Origin of the sequence: Promicromonospora sukumoe, assembly GCF_014137995.1 — a bacterium.
Taxonomy (GTDB): Bacteria; Actinomycetota; Actinomycetes; order Actinomycetales; family Cellulomonadaceae; genus Promicromonospora; species Promicromonospora sukumoe.
Genome location: NZ_JACGWV010000002.1, coordinates 260,203 through 286,017 on the forward strand (window position 1 = coordinate 260,203; position 25,815 = coordinate 286,017).

At 72.2% G+C, this 25,815-nt stretch carries 25 protein-coding genes and 3 tRNA genes; 12 read left to right on the forward strand and 16 right to left on the reverse strand.

The window, feature by feature from the left end:
* Positions 1-3: 3 nt before the first annotated feature.
* From FHX71_RS18395 to FHX71_RS18405, 3 genes are all read right to left on the reverse strand, one after another.
* Positions 4-1,185, reverse strand: a complete 1,182-nt coding sequence (locus tag FHX71_RS18395) for an oxygenase MpaB family protein (protein ID WP_182618966.1) — start codon at positions 1,183-1,185, stop codon at positions 4-6.
* Between the two features lie 89 nt (positions 1,186-1,274).
* Positions 1,275-2,189: a c-type cytochrome biogenesis protein CcsB gene (gene ccsB / locus FHX71_RS18400; protein WP_182618967.1), complete on the reverse strand. Its 915-nt coding sequence runs from the start codon at positions 2,187-2,189 to the stop codon at positions 1,275-1,277.
* Positions 2,190-2,397: 208 nt separating this feature from the next.
* On the reverse strand, positions 2,398-2,769 hold the full coding sequence (locus tag FHX71_RS18405; protein WP_182618968.1) for a hypothetical protein: 372 nt from the start codon (positions 2,767-2,769) through the stop codon (positions 2,398-2,400).
* A 219-nt stretch (positions 2,770-2,988) separates the two neighbouring features.
* On the opposite strand from FHX71_RS18405, the gene FHX71_RS18410 reads away from it, so the two are divergent.
* The 7 genes from FHX71_RS18410 to FHX71_RS18440 all read left to right on the forward strand — a co-directional run bounded on the left by FHX71_RS18410 (position 2,989) and on the right by FHX71_RS18440 (position 8,247).
* Positions 2,989-3,324 (forward strand): YnfA family protein, encoded by a 336-nt coding sequence (locus tag FHX71_RS18410; RefSeq protein ID WP_182618969.1) that lies wholly within the window; start codon positions 2,989-2,991, stop codon positions 3,322-3,324.
* A 66-nt stretch (positions 3,325-3,390) separates the two neighbouring features.
* Entirely contained in the window at positions 3,391-3,846 is a 456-nt protein-coding gene (locus tag FHX71_RS18415; protein WP_182618970.1) for a hypothetical protein, read from the forward strand.
* Between the two features lie 107 nt (positions 3,847-3,953).
* Entirely contained in the window at positions 3,954-4,802 is an 849-nt protein-coding gene (locus FHX71_RS18420; protein ID WP_182618971.1) for a C40 family peptidase, read from the forward strand.
* A gap of 137 nt (positions 4,803-4,939) precedes the next feature.
* Complete coding sequence (locus tag FHX71_RS18425) at positions 4,940-5,812, forward strand: copper resistance CopC family protein (protein WP_182618972.1); 873 nt, start codon at positions 4,940-4,942, stop codon at positions 5,810-5,812.
* The gene (locus tag FHX71_RS18430) at positions 5,812-6,804 is read left to right on the forward strand and encodes a cytochrome c oxidase assembly protein (RefSeq protein WP_182619945.1); all 993 of its coding nucleotides are present in this window, start codon (positions 5,812-5,814) and stop codon (positions 6,802-6,804) included. The genes FHX71_RS18425 and FHX71_RS18430 overlap by 1 nt, the downstream gene beginning before the upstream one ends.
* A gap of 70 nt (positions 6,805-6,874) precedes the next feature.
* Positions 6,875-7,330 (forward strand): ArsR/SmtB family transcription factor, encoded by a 456-nt coding sequence (locus tag FHX71_RS18435; RefSeq protein WP_246403413.1) that lies wholly within the window; start codon positions 6,875-6,877, stop codon positions 7,328-7,330.
* Positions 7,327-8,247 (forward strand): cation diffusion facilitator family transporter, encoded by a 921-nt coding sequence (locus tag FHX71_RS18440; protein ID WP_182618974.1) that lies wholly within the window; start codon positions 7,327-7,329, stop codon positions 8,245-8,247. The genes FHX71_RS18435 and FHX71_RS18440 overlap by 4 nt, the downstream gene beginning before the upstream one ends.
* A 111-nt stretch (positions 8,248-8,358) precedes the next feature.
* On the opposite strand, the gene lpdA is transcribed toward FHX71_RS18440, so the two are convergent.
* Both lpdA and rnhA read right to left on the reverse strand, forming a co-directional pair.
* Entirely contained in the window at positions 8,359-9,762 is a 1,404-nt protein-coding gene (lpdA, locus tag FHX71_RS18445) for a dihydrolipoyl dehydrogenase (RefSeq protein WP_182618975.1), read from the reverse strand.
* Between the two features lie 111 nt (positions 9,763-9,873).
* Positions 9,874-10,347 carry a ribonuclease HI gene (rnhA, locus tag FHX71_RS18450; protein ID WP_376770146.1) on the reverse strand — a complete coding sequence of 158 codons (474 nt, stop codon included), beginning with the start codon at positions 10,345-10,347 and terminating at the stop codon, positions 9,874-9,876.
* An 80-nt stretch (positions 10,348-10,427) separates the two neighbouring features.
* Between rnhA and FHX71_RS18455 the strand changes: the two genes are divergently transcribed.
* Together FHX71_RS18455 and FHX71_RS18460 are read left to right on the forward strand one after the other, a co-directional pair.
* On the forward strand, positions 10,428-11,282 hold the full coding sequence (locus FHX71_RS18455) for an LLM class flavin-dependent oxidoreductase (protein ID WP_182618977.1): 855 nt from the start codon (positions 10,428-10,430) through the stop codon (positions 11,280-11,282).
* Positions 11,283-11,383: 101 nt separating this feature from the next.
* Positions 11,384-13,531, forward strand: a complete 2,148-nt coding sequence (locus FHX71_RS18460) for an acyltransferase family protein (protein WP_182618978.1) — start codon at positions 11,384-11,386, stop codon at positions 13,529-13,531.
* Positions 13,532-13,619: 88 nt separating this feature from the next.
* Here FHX71_RS18460 and leuD read toward each other — a convergent pair whose 3' ends face one another.
* Both leuD and leuC read right to left on the reverse strand, forming a co-directional pair.
* On the reverse strand, positions 13,620-14,255 hold the full coding sequence (leuD, locus tag FHX71_RS18465) for a 3-isopropylmalate dehydratase small subunit (protein WP_182618979.1): 636 nt from the start codon (positions 14,253-14,255) through the stop codon (positions 13,620-13,622).
* A gap of 14 nt (positions 14,256-14,269) precedes the next feature.
* Entirely contained in the window at positions 14,270-15,799 is a 1,530-nt protein-coding gene (gene leuC, locus FHX71_RS18470) for a 3-isopropylmalate dehydratase large subunit (RefSeq protein WP_182618980.1), read from the reverse strand.
* A 127-nt stretch (positions 15,800-15,926) separates the two neighbouring features.
* On the opposite strand from leuC, the gene FHX71_RS18475 reads away from it, so the two are divergent.
* The 3 genes from FHX71_RS18475 to FHX71_RS18485 all read left to right on the forward strand — a co-directional run bounded on the left by FHX71_RS18475 (position 15,927) and on the right by FHX71_RS18485 (position 18,392).
* Positions 15,927-16,646 carry an IclR family transcriptional regulator gene (locus FHX71_RS18475; RefSeq protein WP_026365378.1) on the forward strand — a complete coding sequence of 240 codons (720 nt, stop codon included), beginning with the start codon at positions 15,927-15,929 and terminating at the stop codon, positions 16,644-16,646.
* A gap of 251 nt (positions 16,647-16,897) precedes the next feature.
* Positions 16,898-17,068, forward strand: a complete 171-nt coding sequence (locus FHX71_RS18480; RefSeq protein ID WP_182618981.1) for a hypothetical protein — start codon at positions 16,898-16,900, stop codon at positions 17,066-17,068.
* Between the two features lie 127 nt (positions 17,069-17,195).
* The gene (locus tag FHX71_RS18485; RefSeq protein ID WP_182618982.1) at positions 17,196-18,392 is read left to right on the forward strand and encodes a PH domain-containing protein; all 1,197 of its coding nucleotides are present in this window, start codon (positions 17,196-17,198) and stop codon (positions 18,390-18,392) included.
* A gap of 171 nt (positions 18,393-18,563) precedes the next feature.
* Here the strand turns inward: FHX71_RS18485 and FHX71_RS18490 are convergent.
* The 9 genes from FHX71_RS18490 to FHX71_RS18530 all read right to left on the reverse strand — a co-directional run bounded on the left by FHX71_RS18490 (position 18,564) and on the right by FHX71_RS18530 (position 25,440).
* A tRNA-Glu gene (locus tag FHX71_RS18490) sits at positions 18,564-18,636 on the reverse strand.
* A gap of 37 nt (positions 18,637-18,673) precedes the next feature.
* Positions 18,674-18,746: transfer RNA gene (locus tag FHX71_RS18495), tRNA-Glu, on the reverse strand.
* Positions 18,747-18,837: 91 nt separating this feature from the next.
* Positions 18,838-18,909, reverse strand: a tRNA-Gln gene (locus tag FHX71_RS18500).
* 243 nt (positions 18,910-19,152) lie between these two features.
* Complete coding sequence (locus tag FHX71_RS18505; protein ID WP_182618983.1) at positions 19,153-20,103, reverse strand: HAD family hydrolase; 951 nt, start codon at positions 20,101-20,103, stop codon at positions 19,153-19,155.
* Complete coding sequence (locus FHX71_RS18510) at positions 20,100-21,212, reverse strand: CPBP family intramembrane glutamic endopeptidase (RefSeq protein WP_182618984.1); 1,113 nt, start codon at positions 21,210-21,212, stop codon at positions 20,100-20,102. Before FHX71_RS18510 ends, FHX71_RS18505 begins: the two co-directional genes overlap by 4 nt.
* Positions 21,213-21,635: 423 nt before the next feature.
* Positions 21,636-23,108: a glutamate--tRNA ligase gene (gene gltX, locus FHX71_RS18515; protein WP_312877113.1), complete on the reverse strand. Its 1,473-nt coding sequence runs from the start codon at positions 23,106-23,108 to the stop codon at positions 21,636-21,638.
* Between the two features lie 75 nt (positions 23,109-23,183).
* The gene (locus FHX71_RS18520) at positions 23,184-23,852 is read right to left on the reverse strand and encodes an NUDIX hydrolase (protein ID WP_312877114.1); all 669 of its coding nucleotides are present in this window, start codon (positions 23,850-23,852) and stop codon (positions 23,184-23,186) included.
* 1 nt (position 23,853) lies between these two features.
* A complete protein-coding gene (locus FHX71_RS18525) occupies positions 23,854-24,636 on the reverse strand; it encodes a fumarylacetoacetate hydrolase family protein (protein WP_182618985.1) in 783 nt (260 codons plus the stop codon).
* Positions 24,637-24,669: 33 nt separating this feature from the next.
* A complete protein-coding gene (locus FHX71_RS18530; protein ID WP_376770161.1) occupies positions 24,670-25,440 on the reverse strand; it encodes a class I SAM-dependent methyltransferase in 771 nt (256 codons plus the stop codon).
* Positions 25,441-25,815: the final 375 nt, after the last annotated feature.

The window sequence follows — 25,815 nt, forward strand, 5'->3', positions numbered from 1 at the left end:
GGCTCAGCGGGCGGCGACGTGGTCCTGGTACGCCGCGTTCCCGTCGCCCAGGGCGGCGATCAGACCGCGGAAGGCGAGGACGCCGTCGTCGACCGCCTCCTGCACCGCGCCGGGAACCTGGAGCTGGTAGCCGCGCGCCTTCGCCTCCCCGGCCGCGAGCAGCGGCAGCACGGAGGCGACGGGCGACTCCGGGATGCCGAGCGCCGTCGCGGCCTCGCCGTGATAGCGGCCGGCCAGGGCGTTGAGCAGGTCGCGCCAGCCCGCCGCGTCCATCGGCGACCGCGGCACGGCCGCGAGGTTGGTGGTCGCGGCGTCGAACAGGGCTCCGACCAGGGCCCGGCTGTTCTCGTCCGGCGCCTCGGACGTCGAGTCGACGAGGTCCAGCAGCTCACCGGCCTGCTCGTGGTTCCCGATGCCGAGGAAGAGCTCCTCGTCGAGGCCCAGCAGGTGGCCGACGTACCACCAGTACCGGTACAGCTGCGCCTGCTCCTCGCCGGTGAGCCGGTAGCCGATGCCCTCCAGGAACGTGAAGGGCACCACGGTGAAGTCGAGCCAGGTGCGCGCCGTGTCGGCCTGGTTGATCGGCACTCCCCAGCGGGCGGCGTCCCACCCGTGCGCGGTGGCGGAGGCCCGCACCCGCGCGTGCAGCAGGCGGACCTGGACCGTCTGCACGTAGCCGGGCGCGCCGTGCCGCAGACCGCCGGGCAGCACCACCGACGCGTTCCACAGCCCGGTCTCGGCCAGCCGGCGCGGCGCCGTCGACGTCAGCCGGCCGGTCCCCACGAGCAGCCTCGCGATCGCCGGGGACCGGTAGGTGTGCGCCAGCGAGCCGCCCGCGAAGGCGAGGCCGCGCCAGTGCGGCGGCACGGCGAGCGACGTCCGGTCCCCCGCGTCCAGCAGGTCGGACGCGACCCACCCGGGCACCGTCTCGACCTGGTCGAGCAGCGCGGCGACGCCGGGCGGAGCGTCCGGCACGCTCGCCCGGCCCTCGGCGAGGCCACGCTGGAGCGCCGCCCGGGCGGGGCGGCCGAGCGCGTCGAGCTCGACGACGACGGCGTCGGCCAGCGGGTCACCCGTCCGCACCTTCTGGACCATGAGGTCGACCCGGTCGCCGTGCCGGGCGCGAGCCGCGGCGAGGTTGACCAGGCGGTCGGGGGCTGGTGGGGCATTGTTCGAGAGGGTCATGCCGCCATCCAAGCCACCGCGCCGGAGGACAACCACGGCCTGGTGATCCCCCTCTGCGGGGTGTTCTGCGGGCCGTGAGCCGTGCGGCCCTATCCGGCGGTCAGCCCGGAGTAGGAGTGCTTGCCGTTGATCACCAGGTTGACGAAGGTGAAGTTGAAGACCACGCACGCGTAACCGACCAGCACGAACCAGGCGGCCTTCCGGCCGGTCCAGCCGCGCGTGGTGCGGGCGTGGAGGTAGGCCGCGTACACGACCCAGATGATGAAGGTCCAGACCTCCTTGGGGTCCCAGCCCCAGTACCGCCCCCAGGCGCTCTCGGCCCAGATCGCCCCGCCGATGAGGGTGAAGGTCCAGGCCACGAAGCCGATGGCGTTGAGCCGGAAGGAGAGCGACTCCAGCGCGGTGGTGATGGGAACGTTGTCCAGCCAGCGCCACGCACGCCGGCCGGTGATCGGACCGTCGTGGTCGCGGGAGTCGCGCAGGAGCTGGAGCGACGCGATGAGGAAGCTGACGGTGAAGATCCCGGCGGCACCCACGGCGACGCCGACATGGACGACCAGCCAGTACGACTGCAGGGCGGGGAACAGCCCGGTGGCCGGGGTGTAGAAGGCGTTGACCGCGAGCACGAGGAACAGCGCCCCGGTACCCGCGACGAAGGTGCCGAGGAACCGCACGTCGCGGCGCAGGCCGAGCAGCACGAAGGCGAGCAGGGCGGCGCACGTCCCGACGAGCGTGAACTCGTACATGTTCGACCACGGGGTGCGGCCGGCCGCTATGCCGCGCAGCACCACGGCTCCGGTCAGCAGGCCGGTGGCCAGCCAGGTCGTGGACATGCCGATGGCCGCGGCGCGCCGGGGTGCCATCACCGAGGTCGCGCCGGTGAACGCGGGGGCCGCGCGTCGGTCGACCTGTCGTGACAGGTCGACGGCGAAGGCGACGAGTGCGATCACGAGCGCGGTGACCGTCGCCCAGACGAGGAGCACGCTCAGGGCAGAGATATCCATTCAGGGGTCCCTTCAAGGGGTCGCCCATGTTCGGAGCGCGGGGCGGCGAGCCGGAACTCAGGCAGATCAAGCAGGTGGACACCGCGCACGGACGCGCCATGGGCGCGCACGCCTTGGCCCGCGGGCGCGGGCGGGCGTCGCGGGAGCGATTCCGTGCGGGGAGGCAGCGCCCTCGGTCAGCTGCTGACCAGGGCTGTCACCAGCCAGGTCACGACGGGGCGCCCTGGCGGTGAGGCGGCTTGCGGCACGAGGGAGCGTTCGACGTCGAACCGCTCACGTGGCCTATCTGCGGCACACACCCCAGGAGAGCGGATCCGGCGTCGTCGCCGGAAGCACGGTGAACGCGCCGGGTGACCAGGAGGACGCCGACCATGACCAGGGCACACAGGCACAGCAGGCTGATCGTGTCGTGGAGATGCGATCCGACGGTCTCCGCCGCGATGACGGAACCATCACCCAGCAAGGCTGACGGCATCTCGGCCGGCGCCTCGGCCGGCGCCACCGCGACGGCCGCCGACGACGTCGGGAGCTGCTCCGCGGCCCCGCCGAACAGCACGGTCAGCACGAGCAGGACGGCCACGAGCGCGCACCGCACGGCGCGCGAGCCTGCTCGACGTCGGACCGGGTTACCCATGATGGGAGACATCCTAGGCACACGCCTCGACGCCGACCGGCGGTCGTGCGGCCGCGTTGGGAGTGACCTTCGAGCGGGCTCGACGGTCTACCGTCGGGTCATGGACAGGATGAGGATCGGCGAGCTGTCGCGGCGCAGCGGGATACCCGGCCCGGAGACGATCCGATGAGCGTCCTGTACTCGATCGGCCTGTTCATCGCTGCCGCGCTGTTCGAGATCGGCGGCGCCTGGCTGGTCTGGCAGGGCATCCGCGAGCACCGCGGCTGGGTGTGGATCGGCGCCGGGGTGATCGCGCTGGGGATCTACGGCGTCTTCGCCAGCCTCCAGCCCGACGCGAACTTCGGCCGGATCCTGGCTGCCTACGGCGGCGTGTTCGTCGCCGGCTCCCTGGCGTGGGGCATGGTCGTCGACGGGTTCCGGCCCGACCGGTGGGACGTGACCGGTGCCCTGATCTGCCTCGTCGGCGTCGCGATCATCATGTACGCGCCGCGATCCGCATGACCACGGGCACGCCGTAGCGGCGGCGTCGCCCGGCACCGTGTCCGTTCCGTTACTGTTGGCCTCGCCATGAGCCCGACGCGTCGCCCCAGCTCGCAGCTCGCCGGTCCCCGGCATGGGCTGGCGGGCGCCTGGACGGTCTTGCTCCTCGCGCTGGCGGTCGTCAGCGTGCACGTTCTGTGCAGCGTGCACCTGGACGAGCAGGCGCGGGGCGCCGGTCACTCGCACGCGGCGAGTGCCCTGGTCTCGGTCGACGAGGTGGCGGACGAGGCTGCGGGCGACGCCGTCGGCGCACCGGCCGTTCCGGAGCCGGCGGGCGGCGACTCGCACGGCTGCTCCGACCACCATCAGGCCACCGCGGAGTGCGACCCGGTCCTGCCCGTGCCCGCGGGCTCGGCGGTGCTGCCGGACCTGACCGTCCGGTGGCAGGTGCCCGAAGCGGCGCACCACGCGTCCCGGGTCGGGCCGAACGGAACCGTCGCGGCCGCACCGTCGCTGCACGCCCTGGGGATCTCCCGGACGTAGGCCACCACTCCCCGTCGACATCACCCCCTTGATGTCGACCGGTTTCGCGCGCCCCCGTCGGGGCAGCGCGTGTGGTCCTCCTTCCGATCTGAAAGGTCCCCGCTTTCATGGACTCGTACACCTCTTCTGCCGCGCCCCAGGGTGGGCGTGGCCGTCACCGAGCGGCCCGCCGCCCGGTCCTGGCCGGCGTCGCGCAGGCCGCCTCCGGGCAGCTGGCCGCCCTGACCGGTCGCGGCGCCGTCGTCGCCGCTGCCGGTGGTGGCGTCCTGCTGTCCCTGGTCGCACCCTCGGCACAGGCCGCACCCGCCACGGAGATCAGCACCTCGTTGGCGGGCAAGTCCCTCCAGGGCGAGCTGAACGCCGCCGACCTCAACGCCCTGGCGACCCAGGCCAAGCAGTCGGTCTCCGCCTCGCCCGTGGTCACCGTGGCCGCCGACGCGACGCTGACGGTCGAGAAGGCCGCCGTCTCCGTCACGTCCGCCGCGGAGAACGAGGACTACCAGGCCGAGCTGGCCGCCGAGACGGAGGCGGAAGAAGCCGCGGCCGCGGCGGAGGCGGCTGCTGAGGCGGCTGCCGGGATCGCTGCTGAGGCGGCCGCGGCGGTCGAGATCCCGGCGTCGGCGTCGGGTTCAGCGGTCGTGTCGGTGGCGATGCGGTACCTCGGCGTGCCCTACGTGTGGGGTGGGTCGACGCCGGCCGGGTTCGACTGCTCGGGGTTCGCGTCGTACGTCTACGGCCAGGTAGGGATCAGCCTGCCGCGCACCTCCTCGGAGCAGCGGTACGCGGGACCGGAGGTGCCGTGGTCGCAGGCGCAGCCCGGCGACCTGATCTGGTCGCCGGGGCACATCGCGATCTATGCCGGCGACGGCATGCAGATCGAGGCCCCGGTCCCGGGCAAGTCCGTCCGGTACACGAGCATCTGGCAGTCCAACCCGACCTTCCTGCGCGTCGGCTGACCCTCCCCCGCCGGTGAGGGGCTTGATCGGTCCCTCACCGGCGGCCTCGCTCAGCTCACGCGAAGAACACCTTCCCGGCTGCGCGGCCTCGTCACGACCAGGCCCCGGCCGTGTCCCACGGCTTCCGAAAGACACCCATGCACACCCATCAGACGTCCCTGCCGCTGTCCCCTCTGCCGCCGTCCGCGCTGTCGCTGTCCGCGCTGCCGCTGTCTGCCGTGCCGCTGTCTGCCGTGCCGCTGTCCGCCGTGCCGTTGTCCGCCGTGCCGCCGTCCGCAGCCTTGACGCGGCGGGCGGCTCGCCGCGCGCCCCGGCGTGCCCTGCGCGTCGCCCTCGCGGCGGTCGGGCTGTTCCTGGTCGCCGCCCCGCCCGCGACGGCGCACGACCAGCTGCGGTCCTCGACTCCCGCCGAAGGCGCGACGACGACCGGGTTGCCCGACCAGGTCACCCTCGTCCTGTCCGAGGCGCCCTTGGCGACCGGCGCCCAGCTCGTCCTGACCACCCCGGAGGGCGACACGGTGGCCGCCGGTGCGCCCGCCGTCGAAGGGGACGGCGCGACCCTCACGTTCCCCCTGACGGGTGAGGGGCCCGCTGGCGACTACACGGCGGCCTGGCACGTCGTCTCCTCCGACGGGCACCCGATCGAGGGGATCTTCGAGTTCGCGGTCCGCGCGACAGCCACGGCCGAGCCCACGAAGGACGCGTCGGAGGAGGCCCGCGCGAGCGCGACGCCGTCCCAGGACCCACCGTCGTCGACACCCTCCGTGGCATCGACGGACCTGGCGGGAGCGTCGCGTCCGGCAGACGGTCGTCCGGCAGACGGTCGTCCGGCAGACGGTCGTCCGGCAAACGGTGGAGGGACTGTGGACCCGATCCTCGTGGTCGGCGTGGGTGTGGGCGTAGCCGTCGCAGTCCTGGTGGTGGTCACGTTCCTCACGCGACGCAACCACCCGGCACCGGACCCGGCTGACCACGCCGACAGCACCGACAGCACCGACGTCTCGGAATGATGCCGGCAAGGGCGGCCGTCGGGGCGCTGGCCGTGGCGGCACGCGACATCGACGGCCCGGTCTGGATACCGACCGACCCGCCGTCCTGGGCGAGTTACCTGGCCCCCACGCTCCAGCCGATCCCCCTGATCCCGGTGATCGGCCTGGTCCTGGGCGCGCTGTACCTGGCCGGAGCGATCCGCGTGTGGGCCACGGGTCGGCGCTGGTCGCCGTGGGCGACGCTGTCGTTCCTGACCGGCTGCGCGGTCCTGGTGGTCGTCACCGGTGCCGGGATCGAGGGGTACGGGCTGGAGCTGTTCTCCGCGTTCATGTTCCAGCAGCTCACGCTCATGATGGCCGTTCCCCCGCTCCTGGTCCTGGGCAGGCCCGGGACGCTCCTGCTGCGTGCGACGCCGCACCACGGGGTCGGTCGGCACGTGCTGGTCGCCGCACGATGGGGGCTGCGCTCGGGCGCGGGACGGGTCGCCCTGCACCCGGCCCTGATGATCCCGCTGTTCCTGCTGTGCTTCTACGCCCTGTATCTGAGCCCGCTGGCCGGACGCCTGCTCAGCACCTGGACCGGACACCTCGGCCTGGAGCTGCTGTTCCTCGTGGCGGGCATCCTGTTCACGGTCCCGGTCCTGTCCCGCGACCCGCTGCCGAGCCCGCAGGGCTACCTCGGCCGGGCCGCCGACATGTTCGTCGAGATGCCGACGCATGCCTTCTTCGGCGTGATCGTCATGATGTCCACCACGCCGATGGTCAGCGCGTTCACCCATCCACCCGCGTCCTGGGGTGTCGACGTCCTGGCCGACCAGGAGACCGCCGGCGGGCTGGCCTGGTCCTACGGGGAGCTGCCCGCGCTGATCATGCTGCTGATCGTGTTCGGCCGCTGGCGCAAGGACGAGGCCAGGGCGACCACGGCCGCCGACCGCCGCACCCTGGACGAGGACCCGGACCTCGACGCGTACAACGCCTACCTCAGACGGCTCGCCGAACGCGGCCGGGGGTGAGCGCGGTGATGCCCCTGGAGCAATGGCCCTGGAACATCACGCCCCCGACCGCTATCATCGTTCTATGACGATGCAACCGGACCTGCGCGACCAGGAGCTCGAAGCACCGCTCGACGAGGCGGCGGCGATCGCACCGGCGGCCGCGCTCTTCCACGCGCTGAGCGAGCCGACCCGGCTGCTGATCCTGCAGCACCTGTTCAGCGGTGAGCACCGCGTGCGGGAGCTGACCGAGCACCTCGGCCTGGCGCAGAGCACGGTCAGCGCACACCTGGCCTGCCTGCGTGACTGTGGGCTGGTCCGGTCCCGGGCCGAGGGCCGCGCCTCGATGTTCTCGCTGGTCGACCCCGACCGGCTGACCGCTCTGTTCGCCGTCACCGAGGGGCTGCTGGCCGCGACCGGTTCGGCCGTCACGTTGTGCACCCACCTCACCCAGCAGAACCAGACCGAGCAGGACCGGACCGAGCAGGACCGGACCGAGCAGAACCGCGCCGAGCAGGACCAGACCGAGCAGGAGCGCTCGGCATGAGCCACAACCACGATCACGCCGGCGTGGGCGCCGAGGACCACCGCGGCAGGCTGGCCGTCGCGTTCGGCATCACCGCCGTCATCCTGCTCGCCCAGGCCGTCGGTGCGGTGCTAACGGGCAGCCTCGCGCTGCTGGTCGACACCGCGCACATGCTGACCGACGCGGCCGGCCTGCTGCTGGCGCTGCTGACCGCCTCACTGACCCTGCGCCCGGCCTCCTCGCGCCGCACCTGGGGGTTCCGGCGAGCGGAGGTCCTGGCCGCGCTCGCCCAGGCGGCGCTCCTGCTCGCCGTCGGGACCTACGTCCTGATCGAGGGCGTCCAGCGCCTGTTCGACCCGCCGGAGATCCCGTCGACCCAGCTCGTGGTCTTCGGCGTGATCGGCCTGGTCGGCAACATCGCCTCCATGCTCGTCCTGGCCGGGAAGAGGTCGGCCAACTTCAACCTGCGGGCCGCGTTCCTGGAGGTCCTCAACGACGCGCTCGGCTCGGTCGGCGTGATCGTCGCCGCCATCGTGATCGCGACGACCGGCTGGCAGCAGGCCGACTCGATCGCCGGCCTGCTCATCGGCGCGCTGATCCTGCCCCGTGCCATCAAGCTGCTGCGCGAGACCTCGTCCGTACTGCTGGAGACGACACCGCCCGGCCTCGACCTCGACCAGGTCCGAGCCCACCTGCTGGAGGCCGACCACGTCCGCGGGGTGCACGACATGCACGCCTCCCTCATCGCGACCGGCCTGCCCATCATCAGCGCCCACGTCGTCGTCGACGAAGGCTGCTTCAAGGACGGCCACGCCCCGCGCATCCTGGACAACCTCCAGGAATGCGTCGCCACCCACTTCGACGTCCCCGTCGAGCACTCCACGTTCCAGATCGAACCCGCCGGGCACAGCAACCACGAGGCGCCCAGCCACGCGTGATGCCCCTGGGGTGTCCACGACACCCCGGCACGCGAAGAGGCCCGGACCCGCGGAACTTCGCGGATCCGGGCCTCTGGCCGGTTCGGCTCCCGAGAGACCGGGAAGCCGGACTCAGAAGTTGATCATGTGCCCCGCGATGCCGTGGATCGACTCCTGGAGCGCCTCCGACAGCGTCGGGTGGGTGTGCACGTTGCGCGCCAGCTCGTCGGCGGTGAGGTCCCACTTCTGCGCGAGCGTCAGCTCGGGCAGAAGCTCCGAGACGTCCGGGCCGATCATGTGGGCGCCGAGGATCTCGTTGTACTTGGCGTCGGCGACCAGCTTGACGAAGCCGGTCGGGTCGCCCAGGCCGTGCGCCTTGCCGTTGGCCATGAACGGGAACGAGGCGACCTTCACGTCGTAGCCCTCGTCCTTGGCCTGCTGCTCGGTGAGGCCGAACGACGCGATCTGCGGGGAGCAGAAGGTCGCGCGCGGCATGTTGCGGTAGTCGCCCAGCGTCTGGGTCTCGGCCCCGCCGATGGTCTCGGCGGCGACGACGCCCTGCGCCTCGGCCACGTGCGCGAGCATGAGCTTCGCGGTGACGTCACCGATCGCGTAGATGTGCGGCACGTTGGTGCGCATGTAGTCGTCGATGCCGATGGCGCCGCGGTCGGTGAGCTGCACGCCGGCGCTCTCCAGGCCGATCCCCTTGACGTTGGGCGCGAAGCCGACGGCCATGAGGACCTTGTCCACCACGAGCTCGCCCGGCTTGTCGTCCTTGACGCCCTTGTAGGAGACGGTGACCGACGAGCCCTCGTCCTTGACGGTCTGCACGGCCGTCGAGGTCAGGACCTTGATCCCGATCTTCTTGTACTGCTTGGCGATCTCCTTGGAGACGTCAGCGTCCTCGTTCGGCAGCGCACGGTCGAGGTACTCGACGATCGTGACGTCCACGCCGTAGTTCTTCAGGACGTAGGCGAACTCCATGCCGATGGCGCCGGCGCCGACGATGGCGATCGACTTCGGCAGGTCGCGCGTCAGGATCTGCTTCTCGTACGTGACCACGTTCTCGGACAGCTCGACGCCGGGCAGCAGGCGCACCTCGGAGCCGGTCGCGATGATCGCGTTGTCGAAGGTCACGGTCTCGGTGCCGCCCTTGTTGAGGGCCACCTCGATGGTGTTCGCGTCGCGGAACGTGCCGCGGCCGTCGAACTCGGTGATCTTGTTCTTCTTCATCAGGAAGTGCACGCCCTTGACGCGGCCGTCAGCGACGGTGCGCGAACGGTCCCAGGCCTTCCCGAAGTCGAACGTGACGTCTCCGGACATGCCGAAGAAGTCCTTCTGGTGGGTGAAGATGTGGGCCAGCTCGGCGTTGCGGAGCAGAGCCTTGGAGGGGATGCAGCCCACGTTGAGGCAGACACCACCCCAGTACTTCTCCTCGATGATCGCAACGGACTTGCCGAGCTGGGCAGCGCGGATAGCGGCGACGTAGCCGCCGGGGCCCGCACCGAGGAGTACGACGTCGTAGTGGGAAGCCATGGGTCAAGGGTATTGGTGCACGCGAATCGTGGTGACGTGACTTCTGTCTCGTTGGGCGGACGTGCCGCCCGACATGCGCCCGACGTGCGCCGGAGGTGCGCCGGACGTGCGTCAGCGCACGCTGTCGACGCCCTTGTTCGCGAGGGCGTCGGCCCGCTCGTTGCCCGGGTCGCCGGCGTGGCCCTTCACCCAGACCCAGCTCACCTCGTGCTTACCGACCTCCGCGTCGAGCGCCTGCCACAGGTCCACGTTCTTGACGGGCTGCTTGCTCGCCGTCTTCCAGCCGTTGCGCTTCCAGCCGTGGATCCAGGTCTTCATCCCGTTCATCACGTACGTCGAGTCGACGTGCAGCGTGACGACGGTCGGGCCCTTGAGCGCCTTCAGCGCCTCGACGACGGCGGTCAGCTCCATGCGGTTGTTCGTGGTGACCCGGTCCCCGCCGAACAGCTCCTTCTCGTGCGTCCCGGAACGCAGCAGCGCGCCCCATCCGCCCAGGCCCGGGTTGCCCTTGCAGGCTCCGTCGGTCCAGATCTCCGCCGTCGGTCGCGTCGTGCTCGTGCTGCTCGTGCTGGTCACGGGGCTCACCCTAACCGTGCGGGCCAAGTGTCAGTGGTCCGGCATAGCGTGTGAGTCGGCCCCGGTACGACGACGCATCAGGAGGACGGATGAAGTTCGGGTTCATCAGCAGCTTCGGCACCATCGACCAGCACGTGACACTCGCGCGGGAGACCGAGGAGCACGGCTGGGACGGGTTCTTCACCTGGGACGCCATCAGCCTGGGCGGTGAGTGGGCCATGCCGGTCTACGACCCGTTCGCCGTGCTGGCGGCCGCGGCGGCCGTGACCGAGCGCATCACGCTGGGCGCGATGGTGTTCGCCGTGCCCCGGCACCGGCCGTGGGAGCTCGCGCAGCGGGCGCTCACCGTGGACCGGATCTCCGGCGGTCGCCTGGTGCTGCCCGTCGGCGTCGGCGTGACCGACGACCGGGGCTTCACGTCCGTCCCGGGCCAGGCGACGGGCCTGAAGGAACGGGCGGAGCTGCTGGACGAGACCCTGGCCTGGATGGAGCGGTCCTGGTCCGGCGAGGAGTTCGAGGCCGACGGCGAGCAGATCCGCACGGGCCCGTTCCGGTTCCCCGAGCCTCCCGTGAACGGCCGCATCCCGGTGTGGCCGGTCGGTGTGTGGGACGTCGAGCGTCCGCCCACCAAGAACCTGCTGCGCGCCCTGCGCTGGGACGGGATCGTCCCGCAGCTGCGCGGCACGGCGGACGACCTGACGACGAACGACATCGCCGCCCTGGTCGACTGGCTCACGACGCACCGGCCGGACGGGGCGGAGGAGCGGCCGTTCGAGGTCATCCTGCAGGGCAAGCTGTCCAGCGACCCGGAGCAGGCGGCCGAGCAGGCACGCGCCATGGCCGACGCCGGGGTCACGTGGTGGATCGAGTCCTGGTGGGACCCGGCGACGGACTCGGCGGAGTCGCTGCTGGAGAAGGTGCGCCAAGGACCGCCGGCTCTGTAGTCGGACGAGCCCTCCTGTCGCGGGCCGGGGGCCGGTAGCATCTCGGCCAACTTGCGCCGGTATGCGCGAGTTGCGCGAGATTGCGCCGACGGAGAGACGACGTGACGGACGAGCGCCGAACCACCCCGCGAGCCGACATCCAGGCATTGCGGGCCGTGGCAGTGCTCGCGGTCATGCTGTACCACCTGTGGCCCCAACGGCTCACCGGCGGGTACGTGGGCGTCGACGTCTTCTTCGTGATCTCGGGCTTCCTGATCACGTCGCACATCGCGCGGGACGTCGACGCGGGCAGGTTCTCGGTGACGCGGTTCTGGTCGCGCCGGATCCTGCGGCTCCTGCCCGCCTCGCTGCTGGTGCTGGGCGTCACGGCGCTCGGCGTCTGGCCGCTGGCAACGGTCCAGCACTGGGAGCAGTGGTTCCGCGAGATCGCCGCCTCGGCGCTGTACGCGCAGAACTGGGTGCTGGCCGCCGACGCCGTCGACTACCTGGCGGCCGGCGACTTGCCCTCCCCGGTGCGGCACTACTGGTCGCTCGCCGTGGAGGAGCAGCTCTACCTGCTCTGGCCGCTGCTGATCGTCGCGGCGCTGGCCCTCGACCACCGGCTCCGCGGCTCCCGGCACACAGCCGGTTGGCGGGCGACCGTCGTCGGCGTGCTGGCGCTGGTCGTCGTCGCGTCGTTCGCCGCCTCGGTCGTCTGGACCGGGGCCGACCCTGCGTACGCGTACTTCATCACCCCGACCCGCGCCTGGGAGTTCGGCGCCGGGGCGCTGCTCGCGCTCGCGCCGTCCCCGGGAACACCGACCCTGACGCCGTCGGCGGCCCGGAGTGCCACGGCCCGGGGCGTCGCAGCATGGTCGGGCCTGGCCATGATCGTGTTCTCGGCCGTCCTCTTCACCGAGACGACGCCGTTCCCCGGGGCCTGGGCGGCCGTGCCCGTGCTCGGCACGGTCCTGGTCCTCGGGGCGCGGGCGTCGGACCGGTTCACCGGCCGGCTCGCGGGGCTGCCCCCGGTGCGGTTCCTCGGCGACGTCTCGTACGCCGTCTACCTGTGGCACTGGCCCCTGATCGTGCTGGTCCCGTACGTCACCGGGCACGACCTGCGCACCGGCGACAAGGTCGCCGTCCTGGCGGCCACCCTCGTCCTGGCCTGGGCCACGCGACGCTGGGTCGAGGAGCCCGTGCGCCGTCGCCGGGGCCGGCTGCGGCCCTGGCCCGCGATCATCAGCGCGGCGCTGATCGGCGCCGTCGTCGCGGGCATCTCGCTCACCGCGACGTACACGGCCCGGGAACACGTCCGGAACGAGCTCTATGCGGCGACCGCCGCGGCGGCGGCCGGCGTCGCGTGCTTCGGGGCGGCGGCCCGGCCCCCGCAGGGCGAGCACTGCGCCAACCCGGACCTGGCCGGGACCGCGGTGCCGGCCCCGGAGGCCGTCGCCGCGGACCTGCCGGCGCCGTTCGCGGAGTCCGCGACGGACAGGTGCGCGAGCACGGGCCGCGAGACCACGGAACCCGTCGCGTGCGAGCGCGGCGACCGCACGAGCGGCGTCCGGATCGCGCTCGTCGGCGACTCGCACGCCGCGCACTACGCGAGCGCCCTCGTGGGTGCTGCGGAGACCGAGGGCTGGGCGCTGGACATCTTCGTCAAGGCCGGCTGCCCGTTCTCCGACGCGGTGCGCGTGCAGGACGACGTCCTGACCGCAGCGTGCGTCGAGTGGGTCGACCGGACGGAGCGGGTGCTCCTCGACGGCGGCTACGCCCTCGTGGTCACCTCCCAGATGAGCGGCGTCGGCTGGGAGAATCCCTGGTCGGCGGCTACGACCGGAACCGGCGCGACACCCCAGGCTGCGACACCTCAGGCCTGGGCGAAGGACGGCCTGGCCGCCCTGTGGCAGCGGCTCGCCGCCGAGAAGCTCCCCGTCGCGGCGATCGCCGACGTGCCCAGGCCCCGCCCGGACGTGGTCGAGTGCCTGACGGCGCCCGACGTCGACCTCACCACCGCCTGCCGCAACCCGCGCGGCGACGCGACGCGCGCGTTCGACCCGCAGCGGGGCGCCGTGGACCGGTTGGACCGGCCCGACGTCGTCCTGGTCGACCTCACCGACGTCTACTGCGACGCCCGCGAGTGCCACCCGGTGATCGGCGGCGTCACGGTGTACCGGGACGCCGACCACCTGTCGGACACCTTCGCGGGCACCCTGGCGCCCTACCTCGCGAACGCACTGGCGCCCCTGCTGCGGGCAGGAAGCTGACCGCAGCAGGGGCGCGAGCGTGAGACAGGTGCGAGCGTGAGACAGGTGTGAACGTCAGGCCGGCGCCGACGCCCGGCCGAAACGAACGTCAGACCGGGCGCGCCGCCTCGATCTCGACGGACGGCAGGTGCCGGGCCGGAAGGGTCTTCGGACGCCACGACGCCCGGGTCTCCTCGAACGCGGTGATCTTGTCGGCCTCCTGGAGGGTGAGCCCGATGTCGTCGAGCCCCTCCATGAGCCGCCAGCGCGTGTAGTCGTCGATCTGGAACGGCACGGTGACGTCGTCGGCCGTGGCGGTCTTCGCCCCCAGGTCGACGGTCACCTCGGTGCCCGGCTTGGTCTCCAGGATCTTCCACAGGATCTCGATGTCCTCGGGCGAGACGATGCCCGCCACGAGGCCCTGCTTGCCCGAGTTGCCGCGGAAGATGTCGGCGAACCGCGACGACAGCACGACGCGGAAGCCGTAGTCCTTGAGCGCCCAGACGGCGTGCTCGCGCGACGAGCCGGTGCCGAAGTCGGGCCCGGCCACGAGCACGGACCCCGCGGAGTACGCCTCCTGGTTCAGGATGAACGACGGGTCGCCCCGCCACGCCGCGAACAGCGCGTCCTCGAACCCGGTGCGCGTGACCCGCTTGAGGTACACGGCCGGGATGATCTGGTCGGTGTCGACGTTGCTGCGCCGCAGCGGCACGCCGACGCCGGTGTGCGTGGTGATCTTCTCCATGGTCAGTGGTCCTCTCAGCGCAGCGCGGGCTGGCCGGCTACGGGCATGGGCAGGTCGACGACGACGGACTCGCCCAGCGGCGAGACACCCACGCCGTCGAGCGGCGTGCCGTCGAACGTGGTGATGTCGATGTCGAACGGCAGGTCCAGGTCGCCGACGCTGGAGAGCGTGCCCCGGATCGCCGTGGCGGCCGCGACGAGCGGCGACACCAGGTGGGTGCGCCCGCCCTTGCCCTGCCGGCCCTCGAAGTTACGGTTCGACGTCGAGGCCGACCGCTCCCCCGGTGCGAGCTGGTCCGGGTTCATGCCCAGGCACATCGAACATCCGGCGTTGCGCCACTCGGCACCGAAGTCCTTGAAGATCACGTCGAGGCCCTCGGCCTCCGCCTGCAGGCGCACGCGGGCCGACGACGGGACCACGAGGACGCGGACGTCCGAGGCCTTCTCCTTGCCCTTGACGACCTTGGCGACGGACCGCAGGTCCTCGATGCGCCCGTTGGTGCAGGACCCGATGAACACGGTGTCGACCCGGACGTCGCGCAGCGGCGTGCCGGCCTCCAGGCCCATGTACTCCAGGGCCCGCTCGGCGGCGAGGCGCTCGTCCTCGTCGGCGATGTCCGCCGGGACGGGCACCGCCGCCGACAGCGGCAGGCCCTGGCCCGGGTTGGTGCCCCAGGTGACGAACGGCTCCAGGTCGGCCGCCTCGAGGACGACCTCGGCGTCGAACTGCGCGTCGTCGTCGGACCGGAGGGTCTTCCAGTAGTCGACGGCGGCGTCCCAGTCCTCGCCCTCGGGCGCGTGCGGGCGGCCCTTGAGGTACTCGAACGTGGTCTCGTCCGGCGCGATCATGCCGGCGCGCGCGCCCGCCTCGATCGACATGTTGCAGATGGTCATGCGCGCTTCCATGGACAGCGCGCGGATGGCCTCGCCGCGGTACTCGAGCACGTAGCCCTGCCCGCCGCCGGTGCCGATCTTGGCGATGATCGCCAGGATGATGTCCTTGGACGTCGCGCCCGCGGGCAGCGCGCCGTTGACCGTGATCGCCATGGTCTTGAAGGGCGCCAGCGGCAGCGTCTGCGTGGCGAGCACGTGCTCCACCTCGGAGGTGCCGATGCCGAACGCGAGCGCGCCGAACGCGCCGTGCGTCGAGGTGTGCGAGTCGCCGCACACGACGGTGAGGCCGGGCATGGTGAGCCCCAGCTGCGGTCCCACCTGGTGCACGATGCCCTGGTCCGCGTCACCGAGGCTGTGCAGCCGGACGCCGAACTCCTTGGCGTTGGCGCGCAGCGTCTCGATCTGCGTGCGGCTCGTGGCGTCGGCGATGGGCCGGTCGATGTCGAGCGTGGGGGTGTTGTGGTCCTCGGTCGCGATCGTGAGGTCGGGCCGCCGGACCTGCCGTCCGGCAAGGCGCAGTCCTTCGAACGCCTGGGGGCTCGTGACCTCGTGGACCAGGTGCAGGTCGATGTAGAGAAGATCGGGCGAGCCGTCCTCGCCTCGGCGCACCAGGTGCGCTTCCCAGACCTTCTCCGCCAGCGTGCCGGCCATTGCGGTTCGCCTCCCTGTCAAAACTACCTCTGTCAGAAACAACTGTGTGGAACAACTTGGGAACAACTCGGGAACAACTTTGGGCCTCGACTTGCAATCTCACGTTCCGAGACGGCAATATCGCGGTATGGACGATACTAGCGGAGTCGGCGTCTTGGACAAGGCGGCGTCCGTCCTCGGGGCACTCGAGGCCGGCCCGGCCACCCTGGCGCAGCTCGTCTCCTCCACCGGCCTGGCTCGCCCGACGGCGCACCGCCTGGCGGTGGCTCTGGAGCATCACCGCCTGGTGGCACGGGACATGCAGGGACGGTTCGTACTGGGTCCGCGCCTCAACGAGCTGGCCACGGCCGCCGGTGAGGACCGCCTCCTGGCGGCTGCGAACCCGGTGCTCATCGCGCTGCGCGACCACACGGGCGAGAGCGCACAGCTCTACCGCAGGCAGGGCGACCACCGCGTGTGCGTCGCCGCCGCGGAGCGCCCCGTAGGCCTGCGCGACTCGATCCCGGTAGGGGCCACGCTCAGCATGAGCGCGGGCTCCGCGGCGCACGTCCTGCTCGCGTGGGAGGAGCCGGACCGCCTGCACCGCGGCCTGCGCGACGCCACGTTCACGGCCACGATCCTCTCCGGCGTCCGACGCCGGGGCTGGGCCCAGTCGGTCTCAGAACGTGAGCTCGGTGTGGCGTCCGTCTCCGCGCCGGTGCGCGGACCGTCGGGTCGCGTCGTGGCGGCGGTCAGCGTGTCCGGTCCCGTGGAGCGCCTGTCGCGGCAGCCCGGCCGGCTGCACTCGGCCGCCGTCGTCGCCGCGGCCAACAAGCTGACGGAAGTGCTGCACCGCTCCGGCGAGTAGCGGACCCCGCGATCAGTCCCGGTACCTCCCGGTCCCCGCGGGGGTTTCCGGCAACAGTCCTGGTCCCGCAAAGAATCAAGGCCGCCGGCCGTGCGCACGAGGTGTGCGGCCGGTGAGCGGTCCGTGAGTGTTGGCCCGCCACGCCGGGCCAGGTCATTCCCCAGGTCGGGGTGGTGTCAGTAGTCTCGTCCGCGACGTGCGCACACCCGGTGCGCACGCACCAACGTCGGAGGAATCTGATGCCGCCAAAGGTGAGACTCATCATCATCTGGGTCGTGGTGATCTTCTTGCTCTACTCGGTCATCAACGACCCCCAGCGGTCCGCCGACGTCGTGCTCGCCCTCTGGGACGTCATCTGGGGTGCCATCGCCAACATCGGCACCTTCTTCGAGGAGCTCTTCACCGGGTCCATCGGCCGCTGACCACGTAAGGTCGGCGGCGAGGTCCGGCGCGCGAACACTCGCGACGCCGGACCTCGCCGCCCGACCTGCGGCTTCGCCGCCGGGACCGGCACCACCGGACCATTCCGAACGCACCGGGGAGACCCGCATGAGCGCAACAGCGGACTTCGTCATCCGCCACCGCGCCCTGCAGCGGTACATCCTCGCGGACGAGAAGGTCGTCGTCGCCACCCGCCGGCACTGGGCCCAGCTCTGGGAGCCGATCCTCACTACATCCGGCGCGTTCATCCTCGGCCTGGCGATCCTCGTCGCGGTCGACCCGGACGTCCGCGACAGCCTGGCCTGGGTGTGGCTGCCGTTCCTGGTCCTCGGCGCGCGCCTGCTCTGGAAGTGGCTGAACTGGCGGGCCGAGTGGTTCGTCATGACCGACCGCCGGCTCATCCTGCTCACGGGGTTCCTGGTGCACCGGGTGGCGATGATGCCGTCCGAGAAGGTGACCGACCTCGGGTACGAGCGCACCCCGCTGGGCCAGGTGCTCGGGTACGGCACCTTCGTCTTCGAGACCGCGGGCCAGGACCAGGCGCTCGACCGCGTCACCTGGGTCCCCCGGCCCGACTCGCGCTACCGCCTCATCATCGCGACGCTCTTCCACCCGGACGCCGCCGACGCCGAGGCCGCCGCCCAGTCGAACCCCGGCCAGCGGCCGCTGGCGGTGCCGCCCGCGGCCGAGCCTGTCGCGCCCGCCGCACCGCCCGCCCTGATGCCGCGGATCGGCCGGCGCAGCAATCCCCCGACCCAGCGCATCGAGGTCCCGGCGCTGCGCGACCTCACGGGCCCGGGCGGGGCTGCGCAGGGCGGGACGGGCTCGGGAGGCATGGTCTCAGGCGGAGCGGTCTCGGGTGGTGCGGGTGCTGGTACCGCGGGTGGCCCGGTCTCCGACGGTGCCGTCCTGGGCGGGGCGGCGCAGGGCAGCGACGGCTTCGGTGGGGGCGGTTGGAGCGGGGTCGGTTCGAGCGGGACCGGTTCGGGCGGGGCTGCCTCAGGCAGTCCGACGTCGGGCGGCGTGAGCTCCGGCGGGACGACGTCGGGCGGGGCCTCGGGCGGTGTGATCTCCGACGGCGCCGGGAACCACGGTGGCCCCAACAGCGACGGCTCCGGGGCCTCCTGGCGGTCGGGCGGAGCGGCCGCGGCAGCGGCGTCGTCGGGCGGCGGAAGGATGCCCGGACGGACCAGCGACGGCAAGGGCGGCGACCACGTGCCGGGCGGGCCGACGGCGGCGACCGACGGCTCCGACACCCTGCCGAGCCCGTTCATCGAGGGCGGCAAGGACCCGAAGATCCGCTGACCTGCCGGCCTGGTGATCTGCTGGCCTGGCCAGATCTGTCCGACATTCTGAGATCGGTCAGATGTCCTGAGATCGGTCGGTCGACGGACCGGTCTCAACGCAATGGGCCGAAGTCATCTGCTGGGCGGAACGACGAAAGGCCCGGTCCGCGTGGACCGAGCCTTCCTGCTGTACCCCCAGCGGGATTTGAACCCGCGTTACCGCCGTGAGAGGGCGGCGTCCTAGGCCGCTAGACGATGGGGGCCTTGAACTCGTCCGCCGACCGAAGCCGATGGACTGCGTACCCCCAGCGGGATTTGAACCCGCGTTACCGCCGTGAGAGGGCGGCGTCCTAGGCCGCTAGACGATGGGGGCCTGAACTAACCGGATACGGACCGGCTGCCGGGAGAACCGTAGCGCACCATGCTGCCGACTGACGTCGGCCGCACATGCGCTGCGCTCTGCGCTGGGGTACCAGGACTCGAACCTAGACTAAGTGAACCAGAATCACTCGTGCTGCCAATTACACCATACCCCATGGGGGTATTGCCGCCTGGATACACCTGTCTCCGACAGGCTTTTCGTGGGGGCCCTACCGCTGGAGAACACTACCTGACCTCGGACGGTGGGCAAAACGCAATCGGGGTGCCGTCCGTCACCCGTGCCCGATCGGGCCGTCCGACACCCGTCGGGAGCCCTCTTCAGGGCCCCCGACGGCTGTCCCCGCTGGTCGGTCATGCCCGCTCGCCGACGGTGCCAGCTCACCGACGCTGCCCGCTGGTCAGTAGCCCAGCGCCGCCGGGAGCTCGGCCAGCGTCTCGACCACCACGACACCCGCAGCGCGCAGAGCCTCCGGGTTCTGCGGGTCGCCCCGAAGGACCGCCCGCTGCGCCGCATTGGGCTCTGCCAGGCCGGGCTGTGCCAGGCCGGGCTCTGCCAGGCCGGGCTCTGCCAGGCCGGGCTCTGCCGGTTCGGCCTGCCCGGTTCCGGGCTGCCCCGCGCCGGACCCGAGCGCACCGGACAGCGCGGCGTCCGACAGGCCGCTACCAGGGAGCCCGCTGCCGGGCAGCGCGTGACCGGCGTAGCCCGGACCCCGCCGGTGGCCCGCCCGGTCCAGCCAGACGCCCGTCAGGCCCGCCTCGTGGGCCGCCAGGGCGTCCACGGTGGGCTCGTCGCCCACGTAGGCGGTCCGGGACGGCTCGGTGCCCAGCTTCCGCGCTCCCTCCAGGAACACGCGGGGGTCCGGCTTGCCGAAACCCAGGGTGTCGACGCCGACGAGCACCGGCAGGTCGCCGAGCCCCGCAGCCTTCAGCTTGCGCTCCTGCAGCTCGGTGGCGGCGTTCGTCACCACGCCCACGCGGAGGCCGGCGGCGAGGACGGCGTCGATCGCGGCCCGCGCGTCGTCGTGCGCCGCCCAGGACCGCTCGAACGTGCCCCAGAACAGCGCGTCCCAGGCCTCGAAGGACGTCTCCGTGACGGGCGCCGCGCCGAACGTCTCGTGCAGCAGCGCCGCGCGGTGCCGACGCTGCGTCACGTGGTCCATCTCGCCGCGCGTGTACCGGCTGTAGAAGCCGCCCGGATCGGTCCGCCAGTGCGACAGGATCTCCGGGTCGCGCTCGGCCGGCACGTGCGGCAGGTGCTCCGCCCGCACGGCCTCGAGCGCCCGCGCGAAGGCGCCCTTGGTGTCGACGAGCGTGTCGTCGACGTCGAACAGGATGCCGTCCATCGTCATGCCGTCTCTCCCTGTGCTCTTTCGTGCTGTGCTGGTTCGTGCTGTGCCGGTCCGTGCTGTGCCGCCATCGTGCCTGCCTGTCCTGCCACTGCCCCAGACGGCGCTGCCACAGGCGCCCCGGCTCCCGGGGCCCAGCCCGGCGGGCCCGGGGGCGGCGCCGGCGGGTCCGTCACCACCAGCGTCGGCTTCCGACGTCGCGCCCACCACAGCAGCACCGCGGTCGTCACGAGCGTGCCGGCGATGCTCACCGCGCCCTCGGCGGGCGCCACCTCGGTGATCAGCAGGGAGTCCTCGAGGCCGTCGTAGGCGATGGCGAGGCCGAACGCGATGAGGTTGTTCGCCACGTGCAGGGCGACGGCGACCTCGAGCCCGCCGGTGCGCCACACGAGCAGGCTCGCGACCAGGCCAAACACCAGCCGGTCGGCGAACAGCCACGGGCTCTGGGCGCCGTGCGCCATCGCGAACAGCACGGCGGTCACGACGGCGGGCACGATCAGGGCGACCCAGCGCCAGCGCAGCAGGCTGCCGATCCACTGCGTCAGCCAGCCGCGGAAGAAGTACTCCTCGCCGGCCGCCTGCAGCGGGGTCGTCAGCAGGATCACGAGCGCCAGCACCAGCCAGCCGGACGCCGGCGTGAGGGGCCACAGTCCGGGATCGTCGGCGCCCGAACCGGCGTCGGCCCCCGCCCCGAACTGCGCCATCAGGATGCTGCTGCCGACCGTGAGCGGCGCCAGGAGCAGGAGCGACACACCGAGCCCGCCGAGCAGCAGGCGCCAGCGGACCCGCCCCAGCACCGACGACACCAGGCCGCCGCGGCGGGCCTGCGCCCAGGTCGCCACCAGGGCGAGCGGGATGCCGAGGGCGAGACCGAGGTTGGTCACGACCAGCCCGGCCGGCGAGACGAACCAGGCGTCGGTGACGGTGCTCGGGTCCGGGAGCTGCGTGCCCAGCGCCGACGCGACGAGCCAGACGAGGGCGTACAGCAGCATCGCCCCGAACACCAGGGCGATGCACGCGCCGATCGCGACCAGCCCGAGCAGCGGCCGCCACCACCGGAACCACGGCCCGCGGAGCGCCTGCGGATACTCGCGCGGCCCGGACGGCAGCACTCTCGGGGGCGCGGGCCGGACAGGCCCGACAGCCCACGCGGGCGGCTGCACCGGCCGGGACGCCGCCGGGGCGGGCGCTGCCGGAGCGGGCGCTGCTGGGGCGGACGCTGCTGGGGCAGGCAGCCCTTGGGCAGGCACCCCCTGGGCGGGCCCTCCCGGAGCGGGCACCCCCGGAGACGACGGCGCCGCAGCCCCCGGTAACGGGGACTGCGGCGTCGGCTGTGCTGCGGTCGAGGGCTGTGGCGCGGTCGAGGGCTGCCGTACGTCTGTCGGCAGCACCGCTGCGGGCTGGTCCGGCTGATCGGTCGTGGGCGGCACGGCGTCAGGAGTCTTGGCGTCGGTCACGCCAGCCACGTTAGACCAGAACGTCCGGACTGCTCGGCCGGGGGCCGGGGCGTCCAGCCATCAAGACGCCCCGGCGGCTCACTCCGTCGGGGCGAGCTGCGCCGCGGCAAGACGCGCCAGCGCAGCGTCGATCCGCGCGAGCGTGCGCTCCTTGCCGAGCACCTCGAGCGACTCGAACAGCGGCAGGCCGATCCGGCGTCCGGTCACGGCGACCCGGACCGGGGCCTGCGCCTTGCCCAGCTTCATGCCGTGCTTCTCGCCCACCTCGGTGACGACGTCCTTGAGCGGCTCGGCCGCCCAGGCCGTGCCGTCGGCCAGGGCCGCGCGCACGTCGGCGAGCAGCTCGGCGGCGCCGGCCTTCATCGCCTTGTTCCAGGAGTCCTCGTCGACGATCGGGGCGTCCAGGAACAGGAAGTCCACGTTGGCCGTGATCTCCGACAGCACGGCCACCCGGGAGTGGGCCAGCGGCGCGACGGCGTCGAACACCTTCTGGTCGAACTGCTCCGGCGTCCAGGGCGCGGCCGGGGCCTGCAGCCACGGCGCACAGGCCGCGGCGAAGTCCTCGACGCTCAGGGCGCGGATGTACTCGCCGTTGAACGCCGTGAGCTTCTTGATGTCGAAGAACGCCGACGACGAGTTGATGTCCTCGACGCGGAACCGGCGCACCAGCTCGTCGAACGGGAGGATCTCCTCGTCGTTGCCGGGCGCCCAGCCGAGCAGCATCAGGTAGTTGACCATGGCGTCGGGCAGGATGCCCTCGGCGAGGTAGTCCTCCAGCGCCACCTTGTCGCGGCGCTTGGAGAGCTTCTGCCGCTTCTCGTTGACGATCACCGGCATGTGCGCCCACTGCGGCGGCGTCTGGCCCAGGGCCTCCCACAGCAGCTGCTGCTTGGGGGTGTTGGGCAGGTGCTCCTCGGCGCGCATGACGAGGGTGATGTGCTCGTCGATGTCGTCCACCACGTTGGCCAGCAGGAACACCGGCGAGCCGTTGCCGCGCGCGATGACGAAGTCCTCGAGGTTCGCGTTCGGGAACGTCGGGTTGCCACGGATCAGGTCGACGACCTGCGTCTCGCCCTCGTCGGGCGTGCGGAAGCGCAGCGCGCGGCCCTCGGCGTACTCCAGGCCCCGGTCGCGGCAGAAGCCGTCGTAGCCGGTCTGCTGGTTGCCGGTGCGCGCCGTCACGGCGTCGCGGGTGCAGTCGCAGTAGTACGCCTTGCCCTCGGCGAAGAGCCGCTGGGCCGCGTCCTTCTGGATGCCCGCGTTCTCGGACTGGAAGTACGGGCCCTCGAACGCCGGGTCGTCCTTGCGGATGCCGAGCGCCTCCATGGCCGACAAGATGCCGTCCACCCACTCCGGCTGGTTGCGCGAGGCGTCGGTGTCCTCGATGCGCAGCACGAACGTGCCGCCCTGCTGCTTCGCCACGGCCCAGTTGAACAGCGCGGAGCGGGCACCGCCCACGTGGAACATGCCGGTCGGGGACGGCGCGAAGCGGACGCGCACGGCCGCGCCGTCGGGCGCGGGCTGGGTCGGGGTGTCGGTCACGGAAGTCACGGGCCCCAGCCTAGGCGCTGCGGGGGCCGGGGACTGCGCGATCACCTGCCCGCGCAGTTGCCGGCCTCGCAATGCCTAGTCGGATGCCCGGCCGCCCAGCCGGGCCCTGGCCCGCAGCACCAGCTCGGCCAGCTCGGGGTCGGGCAGCGCGTCGACGGGCCACCAGCGCAGGTCCAGCGACTCGTCCGAGACCGCCGTCTCGGCGTCCGCCGGCGCGACCGCGACGAACCGCACGTCCAGGTGGTGCACCGGGCGCGCCGGGTCGCCGGTGCCGGGCCGGCAGAACGGCACGACGTGCTCGTCGAGGTGCACCGGGACGGCGTCGAGCACCAGCCCCGCGATCCCCGACTCCTCGCGCGCCTCCCGGGCGGCCGCGGCGGCCGGCGTGACGTCCCCGGCCTCCAGGTGACCGCCGAGCTGGAACCAGCGCCGCGCCTTGGCGTGCAGCGTGAGCAGCACCTGTGCGCCGTCGTGCGAGAGCACCACGGTCGACGCCGTCAGGTGGTCCGGGACGCAGTCGCGGTACACGCCGTCGTCGTCGGCCCGGTCGTGGGCCTCCAGGTGCACCACGTACCGGGCGCGCAGGCGCTCCTGCTCCGCCGTCGGCGCGGTCCAGGAGCGCAGGGTCGCGAGAGCCTCGGCATGCAGCCCGGACGCGGGCTGGGATTCGTGGACGTCGGACGACGCCGTGCCCGACGACACCACGCTGGACGCCGTCGGGCCGGAGGATGTCTGGGCAGCCACCTCAGCGACGCCGCAGCACCGGGTTGGCGAGGACGCCCACGCCCTCGACCTCGACCTCGACGCGGTCGCCCTGGTCGATCCGGCCGACGCCGGCGGGCGTGCCGGTGAGGATCACGTCGCCCGGCAGCAGCGTCATGGCCTCGGAGATGTACGAGACGAGGAACGGCACGTCGAACACCATGTCGCGGGTGCGGCCGTCCTGGCGTGGCTCGCCGTTGACGCGCGAGCGCACGCCGACGTCCTCCGGGTTCAGGTCGGTGTCGATCCACGGCCCGAGCGGGCACGAGGTGTCGAAGCCCTTGGCGCGGGCCCACTGACCGTCCGTCCGCTGGGCGTCACGTGCGGTGACGTCGTTCGCCACGGTGTAGCCCAGGATGTACGACGACGCGTTCTCCGGCGTGACGTCCTTGCAGACCTTGGAGATCACGACGGCCAGCTCGGCCTCGTAGGAGACCTCCTGCGTGAAGTCGGGCAGCACGATCGGGTCGTCCGGGCCGACCACCGCGGTGTTCGGCTTGAAGAAGAGCAGCGGCGTCGTCGGGACGTCGCCGCCCATCTCCTTGGCGTGGTCGGCGTAGTTCTTGCCCACGCACACGATCTTGGAGCGCGGGATCACCGGGGCGAGCAGCCGGACGCCGTCGCCCAGCTCGATGCGCTCGCCGGTCGGCATGGCCGGCATGTAGAGGGGGTCTCCGCCGAGCACTGCGAGGAAGGTCTTGTCGCCCTCCTGCTGCACGAGGGCGAAGCGGGGGTCGTCTCCGGTGGTGAATCTCGCGATACGCACGGCCTCAGCGTAAGCCGCCGGGCCGCCCGCCTGTCACGCCCGGGCGAGCACCTCGCCGTTGAGCACCGCGAACCAGCCGTCCGGGGCGGCGGCCCACTCACGCCAGCCCTGGGCGAGCTGCTCGAGGGCCACGTCGTCCGCGAGCGCCGAGTCCTTGGCCTGCACGGCGAAGTTGGACTCGGTGCAGCGCTCGGCCCAGAGCCCGCCCCACCAGGTGCGGTCATCGGGGGTGGCGTAGCACCAGACGCTCGCTCCGGGCTCGATGGTCGCGGGGTCGAAGCCGGCGTCGCGCACCCAGGAGGCGAGGCGGCGTCCGGCGTCGGGCTCGAAGCCGTAGGTGTGCGTGACCTCGTGGTAGAGCATGTTCCACTCGGTGAGCTCCGCGGACTCCGGGTACCAGGTCATGGCCTCGTAGTCGGCGTCGCGGACGGCGACGAACCCGCCCGGCTTGGCGACGCGCTTCATCTCGCGCAGGGCCGCGACCGGGTCGGAGAGGTGCTGCAGGAGCTGGTGCGCGAACACGACGTCGAACGAGTCGTCCTCGAAGGGCAGCTCGTAGGCGTTGGCGTGCTCGAAGGTGATGTTCTTGGTGCCGTGCGCGTCGGCGAGCCCGCGGGCGGACTCCAGCACGTCGTCGGAGGCGTCGACGCCGACGACGCTGCCCTGCGTGAGCCGCTCGGCGAAGTCGACGGTGACCGTGCCGGGGCCACAGCCGACGTCGAGCAGCGTCATGTCGGACAGCAGGTGGGGCAGCAGGAACGCGGCGGAGTTGGCCGCCGTCCGGCGTCGGTGGGAGCGCAGCACGGACTCGTGGTGCCCGTGCGTGTACGACTCGGACTCCTTGGTGAGGTCCGTGCCGGCGACCGGGGTGTCGTGGCTCCCCTGCCCGTCGCCGTCCTGCCCGTCGCCGTTGCCGGAGCCGCTGCTACCAGGGCCGTTGCCGGTCAGGCTCGAGAGGCTGCTGGGGGCGTCGACCGCGTCGATGGGGTCGGTGCCCGCGGGCTTGGAACGGTCGCGGGCGGAGCCGCCGTTGCCCTCGTTCGAGGGGAACCTGCCGCCGAACGTGTCGCCGAGCTTGTGGCTGGGCGCGTCGGTTCGGGCCGTGTCGATGCGAGCGATGTCGTGCTCGTTGGCGCTGCCGGTCATGGCCGCACTGTATGTGTGCCGCGCCACGCTGCA

What these genes read in the sequence shown, in the direction of transcription:
- FHX71_RS18395 (WP_182618966.1), bottom strand. Translation starts at nt 1,185, where the DNA reads ATGACCCTCTCGAACAATGCCCCACCAGCCCCCGACCGCCTGGTCAAC.
- ccsB (WP_182618967.1), bottom strand. Translation starts at nt 2,189, where the DNA reads ATGGATATCTCTGCCCTGAGCGTGCTCCTCGTCTGGGCGACGGTCACC.
- FHX71_RS18410 (WP_182618969.1), top strand. Translation starts at nt 2,989, where the DNA reads ATGAGCGTCCTGTACTCGATCGGCCTGTTCATCGCTGCCGCGCTGTTC.
- FHX71_RS18415 (WP_182618970.1), top strand. Translation starts at nt 3,391, where the DNA reads ATGAGCCCGACGCGTCGCCCCAGCTCGCAGCTCGCCGGTCCCCGGCAT.
- FHX71_RS18420 (WP_182618971.1), top strand. Translation starts at nt 3,954, where the DNA reads ATGGACTCGTACACCTCTTCTGCCGCGCCCCAGGGTGGGCGTGGCCGT.
- FHX71_RS18425 (WP_182618972.1), top strand. Translation starts at nt 4,940, where the DNA reads ATGCACACCCATCAGACGTCCCTGCCGCTGTCCCCTCTGCCGCCGTCC.
- FHX71_RS18430 (WP_182619945.1), top strand. Translation starts at nt 5,812, where the DNA reads ATGCCGGCAAGGGCGGCCGTCGGGGCGCTGGCCGTGGCGGCACGCGAC.
- FHX71_RS18435 (WP_246403413.1), top strand. Translation starts at nt 6,875, where the DNA reads ATGCAACCGGACCTGCGCGACCAGGAGCTCGAAGCACCGCTCGACGAG.
- FHX71_RS18440 (WP_182618974.1), top strand. Translation starts at nt 7,327, where the DNA reads ATGAGCCACAACCACGATCACGCCGGCGTGGGCGCCGAGGACCACCGC.
- lpdA (WP_182618975.1), bottom strand. Translation starts at nt 9,762, where the DNA reads ATGGCTTCCCACTACGACGTCGTACTCCTCGGTGCGGGCCCCGGCGGC.
- FHX71_RS18455 (WP_182618977.1), top strand. Translation starts at nt 10,428, where the DNA reads ATGAAGTTCGGGTTCATCAGCAGCTTCGGCACCATCGACCAGCACGTG.
- leuD (WP_182618979.1), bottom strand. Translation starts at nt 14,255, where the DNA reads ATGGAGAAGATCACCACGCACACCGGCGTCGGCGTGCCGCTGCGGCGC.
- leuC (WP_182618980.1), bottom strand. Translation starts at nt 15,799, where the DNA reads ATGGCCGGCACGCTGGCGGAGAAGGTCTGGGAAGCGCACCTGGTGCGC.
- FHX71_RS18475 (WP_026365378.1), top strand. Translation starts at nt 15,927, where the DNA reads ATGGACGATACTAGCGGAGTCGGCGTCTTGGACAAGGCGGCGTCCGTC.
- FHX71_RS18485 (WP_182618982.1), top strand. Translation starts at nt 17,196, where the DNA reads ATGAGCGCAACAGCGGACTTCGTCATCCGCCACCGCGCCCTGCAGCGG.
- FHX71_RS18505 (WP_182618983.1), bottom strand. Translation starts at nt 20,103, where the DNA reads ATGACGATGGACGGCATCCTGTTCGACGTCGACGACACGCTCGTCGAC.